Annotated in this window: 11 protein-coding genes and 1 riboswitch; of the genes, 4 read left to right on the top strand and 7 right to left on the bottom strand. The window is 68.9% G+C overall.

Going from position 1 to position 12,195, the window contains the following annotated elements:
• Positions 1-7: 7 nt before the first annotated feature.
• Positions 8-973 (bottom strand): helix-turn-helix domain-containing protein, encoded by a 966-nt coding sequence (locus KUF83_RS04285; protein ID WP_217453174.1) that lies wholly within the window; start codon positions 971-973, stop codon positions 8-10.
• Between the two features lie 93 nt (positions 974-1,066).
• Here KUF83_RS04285 and KUF83_RS04290 point away from each other — a divergent pair, with 93 nt between their 5' ends.
• Positions 1,067-1,303, top strand: coding sequence for a hypothetical protein (locus KUF83_RS04290; RefSeq protein WP_217453175.1), 237 nt, complete (start codon positions 1,067-1,069; stop codon positions 1,301-1,303).
• Here the strand turns inward: KUF83_RS04290 and KUF83_RS04295 are convergent.
• The 6 genes from KUF83_RS04295 to KUF83_RS04320 form a co-directional block, all read right to left on the bottom strand.
• The gene (locus KUF83_RS04295; protein WP_217453176.1) at positions 1,216-2,241 is read right to left on the bottom strand and encodes a ribonucleotide-diphosphate reductase subunit beta; all 1,026 of its coding nucleotides are present in this window, start codon (positions 2,239-2,241) and stop codon (positions 1,216-1,218) included. The genes KUF83_RS04290 and KUF83_RS04295 overlap by 88 nt on opposite strands.
• Positions 2,241-4,661, bottom strand: coding sequence for a ribonucleoside-diphosphate reductase subunit alpha (locus tag KUF83_RS04300; RefSeq protein WP_308402906.1), 2,421 nt, complete (start codon positions 4,659-4,661; stop codon positions 2,241-2,243). The genes KUF83_RS04295 and KUF83_RS04300 overlap by 1 nt, the downstream gene beginning before the upstream one ends.
• A gap of 160 nt (positions 4,662-4,821) precedes the next feature.
• Positions 4,822-4,912, bottom strand: a riboswitch (cobalamin riboswitch).
• A 99-nt stretch (positions 4,913-5,011) separates the two neighbouring features.
• Entirely contained in the window at positions 5,012-5,530 is a 519-nt protein-coding gene (locus KUF83_RS04305; RefSeq protein ID WP_217453177.1) for a GNAT family N-acetyltransferase, read from the bottom strand.
• A 163-nt stretch (positions 5,531-5,693) separates the two neighbouring features.
• Positions 5,694-7,319 carry a monocarboxylate uptake permease MctP gene (mctP, locus tag KUF83_RS04310; protein WP_217453178.1) on the bottom strand — a complete coding sequence of 542 codons (1,626 nt, stop codon included), beginning with the start codon at positions 7,317-7,319 and terminating at the stop codon, positions 5,694-5,696.
• Positions 7,316-7,597, bottom strand: a complete 282-nt coding sequence (locus KUF83_RS04315; protein ID WP_217453179.1) for a DUF3311 domain-containing protein — start codon at positions 7,595-7,597, stop codon at positions 7,316-7,318. The genes mctP and KUF83_RS04315 overlap by 4 nt, the downstream gene beginning before the upstream one ends.
• A 215-nt stretch (positions 7,598-7,812) precedes the next feature.
• Positions 7,813-8,577 (bottom strand): GntR family transcriptional regulator, encoded by a 765-nt coding sequence (locus KUF83_RS04320; RefSeq protein WP_217453180.1) that lies wholly within the window; start codon positions 8,575-8,577, stop codon positions 7,813-7,815.
• Positions 8,578-8,995: 418 nt separating this feature from the next.
• Here KUF83_RS04320 and KUF83_RS04325 point away from each other — a divergent pair, with 418 nt between their 5' ends.
• The 3 genes from KUF83_RS04325 (at position 8,996) to KUF83_RS04335 (ending at position 12,189) form a co-directional block, all read left to right on the top strand.
• Positions 8,996-10,273: an extracellular solute-binding protein gene (locus tag KUF83_RS04325; RefSeq protein ID WP_217453181.1), complete on the top strand. Its 1,278-nt coding sequence runs from the start codon at positions 8,996-8,998 to the stop codon at positions 10,271-10,273.
• A gap of 78 nt (positions 10,274-10,351) precedes the next feature.
• Positions 10,352-11,353 carry a carbohydrate ABC transporter permease gene (locus tag KUF83_RS04330; protein WP_217453182.1) on the top strand — a complete coding sequence of 334 codons (1,002 nt, stop codon included), beginning with the start codon at positions 10,352-10,354 and terminating at the stop codon, positions 11,351-11,353.
• Complete coding sequence (locus tag KUF83_RS04335; protein ID WP_217453183.1) at positions 11,350-12,189, top strand: carbohydrate ABC transporter permease; 840 nt, start codon at positions 11,350-11,352, stop codon at positions 12,187-12,189. The genes KUF83_RS04330 and KUF83_RS04335 overlap by 4 nt, the downstream gene beginning before the upstream one ends.
• Positions 12,190-12,195: the final 6 nt, after the last annotated feature.

Raw genomic sequence — 12,195 nt, forward strand, 5'->3', positions numbered from 1 at the left:
CGCACGTTCAGGCGGCCTGCGGGCCCCTGAACGTGCGCCGGTAGGCGTTCGGCGTCGTCCCCAGCGACCGCACGAACTGATGGCGCAGCGCGGCCGCGGTCCCGAACCCCGTGCGGTCCGCGATGAAGTCCATCGTCTCGTCCGTGGCCTCCAGCAACTCCTGGGCCAGCAGCACCCGTTGCCTCAGCAGCCAGCGGTAGGGGGTGGTGCCCGTCTCCTGCTGGAAGCGGCGGGCGAAGGTCCGCGGGGACATGTGCGCGCGAGCGGCGAGCTGCTCGACGGTCACCTCCTCGCCGAGATGGCGCTCCATCCAGACGAGCACCTCGCCGACGGTGTCGCACTGGGAGCGCGGCAGCGGGCGCTCGATGTACTGGGCCTGGCCGCCGTCGCGGTGCGGAGGCACCACCATGCGGCGTGCGATGGTGTTGGCGACCTCGGGGCCCTGCTCCTTGCGGACGATGTGGAGGCAGGCGTCGATGCCGGCGGCCGTGCCCGCCGAGGTGATCACGGGGTCCTCGTCGACGTAGAGCACGTCCGGCTCGACGATCGCCCGCGGATACTGCCGGCTCAGCTCGTCCACGTGCTGCCAGTGCACGGCGCAGCGCCGCCCGTCGAGGAGCCCGGCCGCGCCGAGCAGGAAGACCCCGGAGCAGACGCTGAGCACCCGGGAGCCCCGGTCCACCACCTTGCGCAGCGCGGTGAGCAGTTCGGGCGGATAGCCGCGGACGGCATACGTGTTCCCGGCGGGCACGACGACCAGGTCGGCCTCGTCGAGCCGGTCGAGGCCGTACGGCGTGGAGACCGTGAGCCCCGGGACGTGGGTGCCGAGGTCGGGCCCCTCGGCCGAGGCGACCGCGAAGTCGTACACCGGCAGCCCCTCGTCGCTGCGGTCGAGGCCGAAGACCTCACAGACGACGCCGAGTTCGAAGGGATGCACGCCGTCGAGGAGGACGGCGGCCACGTTGGTCAGCATGCTGCCAGTGTGCACCCGATCTGGCAGGAAATCGAGGGTGCACGGCAGTCCTGCCACTCACGGTAAGGAGCATTCGGCGCAACAGTGGTGTCCATGAATACGACACAGCTGGAAGGCCTGATCGGAATGCTCACCGTCCTCGGAATCCTCGTCCTGCTCGTCCTCCCCGCGGTGATCGGTGTCGTGCGCGACCGGCGCATCGACCGTCAGCTCAGGGAGGCCGAACAGGGCCGCTCGCAGGGTCAGAAGTCCTCGTCGAGGTCGACCGAGCCCTCCACCGCCACCTGGTACGCCGAGGGGCGGCGCTCGAAGAAGTTGGTCAGCTCCTGAACCCCCTGGAGCTCCATGAACGAGAAGGGGTTCTCGGAGCCGTACACCGGGGCGAGGCCGAGGCGCTGCAGCCGCTGGTCGGCCACGCACTCCAGGTACTGCCGCATCGACTCGGTGTTCATGCCGGGCAGGCCCTCACCGCACAGGTCGCGCCCGAACTGCAGCTCGGCCTCGACGGCCTCGCGCATCATGTCGGTCACCTGCTGCCGGAGCTCCTCGTCGAAGAGCTCCGGCTCCTCCTTGCGGACCGTGTCCACGACCTCGAAGGCGAAGCTCATGTGCATCGTCTCGTCGCGGAACACCCAGTTGGTGCCGGTCGCGAGTCCGTGGAGCAGGCCCCGGCTGCGGAACCAGTAGACGTACGCGAAGGCCCCGTAGAAGAACAGGCCCTCGATGCACGCGGCGAAGCAGATGAGGTTCAGCAGGAAGCGGCGGCGGTCGGCCTTCGTCTCCAGCCGGTCCAGCTTCTCCACCGAGTCCATCCACTTGAAGCAGAACTCGGCCTTCTCGCGGATGGACGGGATGTTCTCGACGGCGTCGAAGGCCGCCGCCCGGTCCGCCGGATCGGGCAGATAGGTGTCGAGCAGCGTCAGATAGAACTGGACGTGCACGGCCTCCTCGAAGAGCTGGCGGCTCAGGTAGAGCCGCGCCTCGGGGGAGTTGATGTGCTTGTAGAGCGTCAGCACCAGGTTGTTCGACACGATCGAGTCGCCCGTCGCGAAGAACGCGACCAGCCGGCCGATCATGTGCTGCTCGCCGGGTGAGAGCTTCGCGAGGTCGGCGACGTCCGAGTGGAGGTCGACCTCCTCGACGGTCCAGGTGTTCTTGATCGCGTCCCGGTAGCGCTCGTAGAAGTCCGGGTAGCGCATGGGGCGCAGGGTCAGCTCGAAGCCCGGGTCGAGAAGGTTCTTCTCGGTCTTCTCAGGTGCGGTGGTCATTACTGGCAGGCCTCGCAGGACTCGGGGTTCTCAAGGGAGCAGGCGACGGCGTCGGGGTCGGCGGCCTGCTGTACGGGGATGGTCTTCTCGGGCCGCGCCTCGGTCCGGGTCTGGGCCTGGGCGGCGCGGGCGATGCGGGTGGCCGGGCGGGAGCGCAGGTAGTACGTCGTCTTCAGGCCCGACTTCCAGGCGTACGCGTACATCGAGGAGAGCTTGCCGATGGTCGGCGTCTCCAAGAACAGGTTCAGCGACTGGGCCTGGTCCAGGAACGGCGTCCGGGCGGCGGCCATGTCGATCAGACCGCGCTGGGGGATCTCCCACGCCGTGCGGTACAGGTCGCGCACGTCCTGCGGGACCCAGGTGAAGCCCTGCACCGAGCCGTTCGACTCGCGCAGCGCCTCCCGGGTCTGCGCGTCCCACACGCCGAGCTCCTTCAGCTCGGCCACCAGGTAGGAGTTGACCTGGAGGAACTCGCCGGACAGGGTCTCGCGCTTGAACAGGTTGGAGACCTGCGGCTCGATGCACTCGTAGACCCCGGCGATGGACGCGATGGTCGCGGTGGGGGCGATCGCGAGGAGCAGCGAGTTGCGCAGGCCCACCGAGGCGATCCGCTCCCGCAGCGCGGACCAGCGCTCCGGCCAGTTCAGCTCCACGTCGAAGTGGTCCGGGTGCAGCACCCCCCGGGCCGTACGGGTCTTCTCCCAGGCGGGCAGCGGGCCGTTGCGCTCGGCGAGGTCGGCGGACGCCTCGTACGAGGCGAGCATGATCCGCTCGGCGATCCGGGTGGACAGGGCGCGCGCCTGGGGGGAGTCGAACGGCAGCCGCAGCTTGAAGAAGACGTCCTGCAGGCCCATCGCGCCGAGGCCCACCGGACGCCACTTCGTGTTGGAACGGCCCGCCTGCTCGGTCGGGTAGAAGTTGATGTCGACGACCCGGTCGAGGAAGGTGACGGCGGTACGGACGGTCGCGTCGAGCCGCGCCCAGTCGATGTCCTGCGCGTCCGCGTCCACGAAGGCGCCCAGGTTGACCGAGCCTAGGTTGCAGACCGCGGTCTCCCCGTCGTCCGTCACCTCCAGGATCTCGGTGCACAGGTTCGAGGAGTGGACCGTGTGGCCGGGCAGCGCCGTCTGGTTGGCCGTGCGGTTGGCGGCGTCCTTGAAGGTCATCCAGCCGTTGCCGGTCTGCGCGAGGGTGCGCATCATGCGGCCGTACAGATCGCGGGCCGGAATGGTCTTCTTGGCGAGACCCTGCTCCTCGGCCTTGCGGTAGGCGGCGTCGAACTCCTCGCCCCACAGGTCGACCAGCTCGGGCACGTCCGAGGGCGAGAACAGCGACCAGACACGGTCCTCGTTCACCCGGCGCATGAACTCGTCCGGGATCCAGTGCGCGAGGTTCAGGTTGTGCGTGCGCCGGGCGTCCTCACCGGTGTTGTCGCGCAGTTCCAGGAACTCCTCGATGTCGGAGTGCCAGGTTTCCAGGTAGACCGCGGCCGCGCCCTTGCGCCGGCCACCCTGGTTCACGGCGGCCACCGAGGCGTCGAGCGTCTTCAGGAACGGGACGATGCCGTTCGAGTGCCCGTTCGTGCCGCGGATCAGTGAACCGCGGGAGCGGACCCGGGAGTACGAGAGGCCGATGCCGCCCGCGTGCTTCGAGAGGCGGGCCACCTGGTGGTAGCGGTCGTAGATGGAGTCCAGCTCGTCCAGCGGGGAGTCGAGGAGGTAGCAGGACGACATCTGCGGGTGCCGCGTACCGGAGTTGAAGAGCGTGGGGGAGGAGGGCAGGTAGTCGAGGCGGCTCATGAGGGCGTACAGCGCCGCGACCTCGTCCACCGAGCGGCTCGTGGCGTCCTCGGCGAGACCGCTCGCCACCCGCAGCATGAAGTGCTGGGGCGTCTCGACGACGGACCGGGTGATCGGGTGCCGCAGCAGGTACCGGCTGTGGAGGGTGCGCAGGCCGAAGTAGCCGAAGCGGTCGTCGGCGCCCTCGGCGGAAGAGGCGTCGATCAGCGCGTCGAGACGGGCCGCGTGGACGCGGACGAACTCGGCCGTGCGGTCGGCGATCAGGCCCTCGCGGTGGCCGACGGCGACCGACTCGGAGAAGGAGCGCACGCCCTGTGAGGCGGCCTCCTCGGCGATGCCGACCGTCAGCAGGCGGGCGGCCAGCTTCGAGTACACCGGGTCCTCGGAGATGAGACCGGCGGCCGCCTCCGTGGCGAGCTCGCGCAGCTCCGGCTCGTCCGCGGCGGCGGACCGGCCGCGCAGGGCCGCCGCGGCGACCCTGCCGGGGTCGGCGCCGGGGAGGTCGGCGGTGAAGTCGGTCAGGGTCCGCAGCAACGCGGTTCCCGGTCCGTCGGCCGCGGCCCTGTCCTGCTGGTCCTGTGTCGCTTCCGCTGAAACCGGATCGGCTGGCGCGATGGTCACGTGGGGCTCTCCCTCGCTCGGCACGGGGGCCTGCGGGGAGAGGGGTTCGGGGCACACGGGGGTATCGGCTCCGCGCAGCGGTACCCCGCGTCCACCGGCCCACTCCGCGAGGCCCGGACGTCATGCACCCGGGCCGGACGGCCTGGGCGCGCTGTCGGCAGGTCCTCGGACTGACTCCTGTACGACGGCATGCGGACATGCGCGTACAAGTACACCGTTGCGGGACAGTTCCGGATTCGCACCGGATTCCCCTGCGGCGACAGCGAGCATGAGCATACATCTTGTGCCGGGCTCCGGAAGCACCCCCACATGTTGTGTCGTGGTGGCTGCGGAGGGTGCAGCGGAGTGTGTCAGAGCGTCAACTCGTAGCTGAGGAGCATGATGTCGTCCAGGTGCGGGACGGGGTTCCAGTCGCGGCCGGGGGCGCGGGTGAAGCCGAGGCGCTCGTAGATGCGGTGGGCGCTGTGCATGGTGCGCTGGGTGGACAGCACGATGCCCGAACAGCCCTCCGTGGTCCGGGCGCGGTCGATGCACGCGCGGACGAGGGAGGTGCCCACGCCCCGTCCTCGGGCCTCCTTCGAGACCGCCAGCATCCGTATCTCGGCCTCGCCCTCGCGCGCGACCTCGGCCATGGGCCCACCGGACGGCACGAAGGTCACACCGCCGAGGACCCTGCCCCCGGAGGACTTGGAGTCCACGGCCACCAGCACGTCGGCCGCGGCGGCGCGCTTCGCGACGTTCCGCAGCTCGCCGAGATACTCGTCGCTCTCCCCGAAGTCGAGCAGCCCGTCCCCGAGATAGGCCTGCGCGGTGATCTCTCCCAGCGCCGTGTACTCCCCGGGCTCCGCCCGCCTGATCGCGATGTCCATGCCCCGCAGTGTGCCCGAGGAGGGCGACGGCGGCTCCCGGATTTTCCGCCCCTCCGCCGCTCCGCCCCTCCGGCACCCGGGGAGCGGGGTCCGGGCCCTGGGCCCGGAGGAGGAGTCGGGCAGGGGCGACCGGGGGCGAGAACACCCCCGGCCGCCCCTCGGGCTAGTGCCCCGCCCCGGCCGTGGCCGGCGGCAGCTCCACCTGGACGCCCTTGTCGCCGGCGTCCGCCGTGTAGTCCTCCGGCGACGTCTCGTCGACGCCGTCGGGGGCCTTGAAGGCCCTCAGCACGAAGGTCAGGACGACCGTCACGACCACGTTCAGGACGAACGCCGTCAGGCCGATGTACCCGATCTCGCCGATTCCGGGGATCTCCTTGGCCGAACCACCGAAGTGCTTCTGGGTCGGAGAGGCCACCCCGTACGCCGCGACCGTGCCGTACAGCATGCCGACCGCCCAGCCCGCGAGCAGCGCCCACCGGTGGAACCACCGGGTGAACAGACCGCCGACCAGCGCCGGGAAGGTCTGCAGGATCCAGATCCCGCCCAGCAGCTGGAAGTTGATCGCCACGGTCTTGTCCATGGTGAGGACGAAGGCCAGCGCGCCCACCTTCACCAGCAGCGAGACCAGCTTGGAGACCTTGGTCTCCTGGGCGGGCGTCGCGTCGGGCTTGATGAAGTCCTTGTAGATGTTGCGGGTGAAGAGGTTCGCCGCCGCGATGGACATGATCGCCGCCGGTACGAGCGCGCCGATACCGATCGCCGCGAACGCCACACCCGCGAACCAGGCCGGGAACATCGTCTCGAAGAGCTGCGGGATCGCCAACTGCCCGTTCTGCACCTTGATCCCGGCCGCGATCGCCATGAACCCGAGCAGCGCGAGCAGCCCCAGCATCAGCGAGTACAGCGGCAGGATCGTGGTGTTGCGCCGGATCACCTCACGGCTGCGGCTGGACAGCGTCGCCGTGATCGAGTGCGGGTACATGAACAGCGCCAGCGCCGAGCCCAGGGCCAGCGTCGCGTACGTCCACTGGCCGGCCTCGCTCGGGGTCAGGGCCCCGCGTGGCGCGCCCGTCGCCGGGTTGGTCTGGCTGTACGCCTCACCCGCCTTGGCGAAGATCTCGTCGAAGCCGCCCAGCTTGATCGGGATGTAGATGATCGCGACCGCGATGACTATGTAGATCAGCGTGTCCTTGACGAACGCGATCAGGGCGGGTGCGCGCAGGCCGGACGAGTACGTGTACGCGGCCAGCACACCGAAGGCGATGAGCAGCGGCAGGTCCTTGACGAACCAGTTGGTGTCCTCCCCGCCGCCGACGCCCATCACGTCCAGGACGGCCTGGATGCCGACCAGTTGGAGCGCGATGTACGGCATCGTCGCGAGGATGCCGGTCACCGCCACCGCGAGCGACAGCCCCTTCGAGCCGAAGCGCCCGCGCACGAAGTCCGACGTCGTCACGTACCCGTGCTTGTGCGACACCGACCAGAGGCGGGGGAGGAAGGTGAAGATCAGCGGGTAGACGAGGATCGTGTACGGGACGGCGAAGAAGCCGGCCGCGCCCGCCGCGTAGATCGCCGCCGGGACCGCCACGAAGGTGTACGCGGTGTAGAGGTCACCGCCGAGCAGGAACCACGTGACCCAGGTGCCGAACGACCGTCCGCCCAGGCCCCATTCGTCCAGGCTGTCGTTCTCGGCCCGGCGCCAGCGCGAGGCCAGGAAGCCCATGACCGTGACGGCCAGGAAGAAGAAGATGAAGACGGCGAGTGCCACGCCGTTCACGCCGTCGTTCATGCGGACGCGCCCCCCTTCCGGGACCTGCGGGCGCGCTGGTCACGGTTCCACAGCTGGTACGCGACCATCGTGAGGGCGGTCGAGACGAACACCCACAGCATCTGGTACCAGTAGAAGAACGGGATGCCGATGAAGGTGGGATCGACCTTCGCGTACGACCCCACCCAGAGCATCGCCACGAACGGCGCGATCAGGCAGAGGGCGATCACCACACGGACCGGTGTCACCACCGGCGGTATTTCCTCGGGCGCTCTCGGCGCGTCCGGTGTGTCCGGCATATGACGGCTCCGTCCCCTCGCTGATCACCTGTGCGACGCGCAGGAAATCTAAGGGACGGCTTTGCTTTATGGAACCCCCCGTCCGCATAACGGAGATCGCGTAGCGCCCACCGCCGGATCGGATGCCGGACCACGGCGGATGCCCTGCCGCGGATCCTCCCCCCGACGATCCGCGCGCAGCCGCCCGCACACCCCCCGGCACACCCCCCGCGGACCTACTCCGTGGGCCGCTTGAGCCGTGCGACGAACTTGTACCGGTCCCCCCGGTACACCGACCGCACCCACTCCACCGGCTGCTCGTCCTTGTCCAGCGAGTGCCGGGACAGCATCAGCATCGGCAGGCCCACGTCGGTCCCGAGCAGCCCGGCCTCCCGGGGCGTGGCCAGGGACGTCTCGATCGTCTCCTCGGCCTCGGCGAGATGCACGTCGTACACCTCGGCCAGCGCCGTGTAGAGGGACGTGTACTTGACGAGCGACCTCCGCAGCGCGGGAAAGCGCTTCGCGGACAGGTGCGTCGTCTCGATGGCCATCGGCTCACCGCTCGCGAGCCGGAGCCGCTCGATGCGCAGGACGCGCCCGCCGGCGGTGATGTCGAGAAGCTCGGCGAGGGTGTCGTCGGCGGTGATGTAGCCGATGTCCAGGAGCTGCGAGGTGGGCTCCAGCCCCTGCGCCCTCATGTCCTCGGTGTACGAGGTGAGTTGGAGCGCCTGGGAGACCTTCGGCTTGGCGACGAAGGTGCCCTTGCCCTGGATGCGTTCGAGGCGGCCCTCGACGACCAGTTCCTGGAGGGCCTGGCGCACGGTCGTGCGTGAGGTGTCGAACTCGGCGGCGAGCGTGCGCTCGGGCGGCACCGGCGTGCCCGGCGGCAGCGTGTCCGTCATGTCGAGCAGGTGCTTCTTCAGGCGGTAGTACTTGGGCACGCGCGCGGTACGGATGGGGGCCCCACCCTCGTTCTCCGCACTGCTGACGTCGGTGCTCATACTCTGCCTTCCCGGCTCCGGGTGCCGATGCGGCCGACGTGCGCGTCGGCCACGGCTCACATCGTGGCACGCCCAACCGCGCGAGTGTCCTCCCGCACGCTGCGTGATCCCCTCTATATACCGTCGGGGTCCCTTTTGGTCTAGTCCACCGCGAGAGCGGGTGCGCCGGGAACACCGGCCGCGGCCTGCGCACGGGCGCGCCCGTTCTGTCGCCCCTGTAGTGAAAGGTCCCTTCATATGTAGGTCGCGTAACGGACGGCCTGGAGCGGCTTTTCGACCCTTGACACCCCTCTAGGTCTAGGCCAAGCTCCCCGTACTGGTCTAAACCATTGAGGACCAGGTCCCAGCCCCACGGGCAGTACTCGTCGTAAGTCACACGGTGGGCAGGGGGGTTGCTGGCATCCCTGAGGAGGATGACGTGAAGCGCAAGCTCATCGCGGCCGTCGGTGTCGCGGGCATGTTGATGTCGGTCGCGGCCTGTGGCGGCGACGACGGTGACAGTGGTGACAAGACGGGGGCCGACGGTTTCAAGGGCCAGACCCTGACCGTCTGGGCCATGGACGGCTCCACGCCGCCCGGCTGGACCAAGGACGTCACGGCCGCCTTCGAGAAGAAGACCGGCGCCAAGCTGAAGTTCGAGACCCAGCAGTGGAACGGCATCCAGCAGAAGATCACCACCGCGCTCTCCGAGGACAGCCCGCCGGACGTCCTGGAGGTCGGCAACACCCAGACGCCCGCCTACGCGGCCACCGGCGGTCTCGCCGACCTGGCGGACCTCAAGGCGGAGATCGGCGCCGACTGGACCGAGGCCCTCAACGCGTCCTCGGTGTTCGACGGCAAGCAGTACGCGGCTCCCTGGTACTTCGCCAACCGCGTCGTCATCTACAACAAGAAGGTCTGGGCCGACGCCGGCATCAAGGACACCCCGAAGACCCGCGAGGAGTTCTTCGCGGACCTGAAGGCCATCGACAAGAAGACCGACGCCGAGCCGATCTACCTGCCCGGCCAGAACTGGTACTTCTTCGACGGCCTGACCATCGGCCAGGGCGCCGACCTGGTGAAGAAGGACGGCGACAAGTACGTCTCCAACCTCGCGGACCCGAAGGTCGGCAAGGCCATGGAGATCTACAAGAAGTATCAGGCCTTCTCCAAGGCCCCCAAGGACAAGGACGAGGCGACCCCGCAGCAGGCCGAGGTGTTCGCCAAGGGCAACGTCGGCGCCTTCGTCGGCATGGGCTGGGAGGCCGGCACGGCCATCGCCGCCAACAAGAAGATCGAGAAGGACATCGGCTACTTCACCATCCCCGGTGAGACGGCCGACAAGCCGGAGGGCGTCTTCCTCGGCGGCTCCAACTTCGCGGTCGCGGCGGGCAGCAAGAAGCAGGAGCTCGCCAAGGAGTTCCTCAAGGTGGCCCTGTCCGACAAGTTCGAGGGCGCGCTCGCCAAGGAGAACGGCGTCATCCCGAACAAGGAGTCGCTGCAGTCCAACCTCGCGGGCAACGGCGCGGCCGAGGCGGCCGCCCCGGCCGCGGCCGGCGGAGGCACCACGCCGCTGATCCCCGAGTGGGCCGCCGTGGAGAACGACCCGAACCCGATCAAGGCCTACATGACCGCGGTCCTCAAGGGGAAGTCGCCCGCCGACGCCGCCAAGCAGGTCGAGTCCGAGATCAACAAGCGTCTCGCGCAGAGCAGTTGAGCGCCCGCCGGGGGCGGCCCGCCCGCCCCCGGCGCGTCGAACGACCTGTGACTCCTGACGGTGGAAGAGATGGCGAGCATGTCAGTGCAGACAGAACGCACGGACACAGGCACGGCCGCGGCGCCCGGTGCCCGTAGGACCGACGTACCCCCACCCGCCGACGACACGGGCCCGGCCACGGCCAGGAGGCGCGGCGGTGCGTCCGCCCCCTACCTGCTCCTGGTGCCCGCGCTGCTCGTCACCGCGGTGCTGCTCGGCTGGCCGCTGGTCAAGAACGGCATGCTGTCGTTCCAGAACCTCAACCCGCGCCAGCTGATCCTGCACCTCACCGAGTGGAACGGCGGCGACAACTACAAAGAGGTCCTCGGCAGCGCGGACTTCTGGAAGGTCGTCCAGCGCACGGTCGTCTTCACCACCGTGAACGTCGTCCTCATCATGGTGCTCGGCACCCTCGTCGGCCTGCTCCTCGCCCGGCTCGGCAAGCGCATGCGGTTGGTGCTGCTGCTCGGTGTGGTGCTGGCCTGGGCGATGCCCGTGATCGCCGCGACCACCGTCTACCAGTGGCTGTTCGCCCAGCGCTTCGGCGTCGTCAACTGGCTGCTCGCCAAGGCGGGCTGGACGTCGATGGCCGACTACAACTGGTTCGGCTCCCAGCTCTCCACCTTCTCCGTGATCACCCTGGTGATCGTCTGGCAGTCCATCCCGTTCGTGGCGATCAACCTGTACGCCGCCACGACCACCATCCCGAAGGAGCTGTACGAGGCCGCCTCCATCGACGGGGCCGGGGTGTGGAAGAGCTTCACCCACGTGACCTTCCCGTTCCTGCGGCCGTTCCTGTGGGCGACGACCTTCCTGGAGGTCATCTGGGTCTTCAAGGCCTTCCCGCAGATCTTCGCGATGAACATGGGCGGACCCGACCGGCTCACCGAGACCCTGCCGATCTACGCGTTCGTCGAAGGCCCCGGCAACCAGCACTACGGGATGGGCGCGGCGATCTCGTTCCTGACGATCCTCATCCTGCTCGGCCTGACGGCCTACTACCTGCGAACCGTTCTCAAGCAAGAGGAGGACGAGCTGTGAAGCGCCCCGTCTCTTCCGCGGTGTCCCGGATCTGGCCCAACGCGGCGGCCCTCGCCCTCTTCGTCGTCTTCGCGTTCCCCGTCTACTGGATGTTCGCGACCGCGCTGAAGCCGACCGGCGACATCATCGCGGACGACCCGGTCTTCGTGCCGACCGACATCACGCTCGACCACTTCCGACGGGCCCTGGACGCCGACCACTTCTGGACGCTGGTCGGCAACTCCCTGACGGTGACCGTCCTCGCGGTGGCCTTCTCCCTCATCATCGCGCTGCTCGCGTCCTTCGCGCTGGCCCGCATGCGGTTCAAGGGCCGTCGCGGCTTCCTTCTGACCTTCATGATCGCGCAAATGGCGCCGTGGGAGGTCATGGTCATCGCGATCTACATGATCGTGCGCGACGCCGACCTGCTCAACAGCCTCGTCCCGCTCACCCTCTTCTACATGATCATGGTGCTGCCCTTCACCGTCCTGACGCTGCGCGGGTACGTCGCCGCCGTGCCGAAGGAGCTGGAGGAGTCGGCGATGGTGGACGGCTGCACCCGCAGGCAGGCCTTCGTGAAGGTCATCTTCCCGCTGCTCGCCCCCGGACTGATGGCCACCTCCCTCTTCGGCTTCATCACCGCGTGGAACGAGTTCCCGCTCGTCCTGATCCTCAACAAGGACGCCGAGAAGCAGACGCTCCCCCTGTGGCTCTCCAGCTTCCAGACGACGTTCGGCGACGACTGGGGGGCCACCATGGCCGCGGCCTCGCTCTTCGCCATCCCGATCCTGGTCCTCTTCGTCTTCCTCCAGCGCAAGGCCGTCAGCGGACTCACCTCCGGCGCGGTGAAGGGATAACGCCAC

Source organism: Streptomyces sp. BV286 (assembly GCF_019090165.1).
Taxonomy (GTDB): domain Bacteria; phylum Actinomycetota; class Actinomycetes; order Streptomycetales; family Streptomycetaceae; genus Streptomyces.

Coding starts and splice junctions, on each gene's coding strand:
- KUF83_RS04285 (WP_217453174.1), bottom strand. CDS start 973: ATGCTGACCAACGTGGCCGCCGTCCTCCTCGACGGCGTGCATCCCTTC.
- KUF83_RS04290 (WP_217453175.1), top strand. CDS start 1,067: ATGAATACGACACAGCTGGAAGGCCTGATCGGAATGCTCACCGTCCTC.
- KUF83_RS04295 (WP_217453176.1), bottom strand. CDS start 2,241: ATGACCACCGCACCTGAGAAGACCGAGAAGAACCTTCTCGACCCGGGC.
- KUF83_RS04305 (WP_217453177.1), bottom strand. CDS start 5,530: ATGGACATCGCGATCAGGCGGGCGGAGCCCGGGGAGTACACGGCGCTG.
- mctP (WP_217453178.1), bottom strand. CDS start 7,319: ATGAACGACGGCGTGAACGGCGTGGCACTCGCCGTCTTCATCTTCTTC.
- KUF83_RS04315 (WP_217453179.1), bottom strand. CDS start 7,597: ATGCCGGACACACCGGACGCGCCGAGAGCGCCCGAGGAAATACCGCCG.
- KUF83_RS04320 (WP_217453180.1), bottom strand. CDS start 8,577: ATGAGCACCGACGTCAGCAGTGCGGAGAACGAGGGTGGGGCCCCCATC.
- KUF83_RS04330 (WP_217453182.1), top strand. CDS start 10,352: ATGTCAGTGCAGACAGAACGCACGGACACAGGCACGGCCGCGGCGCCC.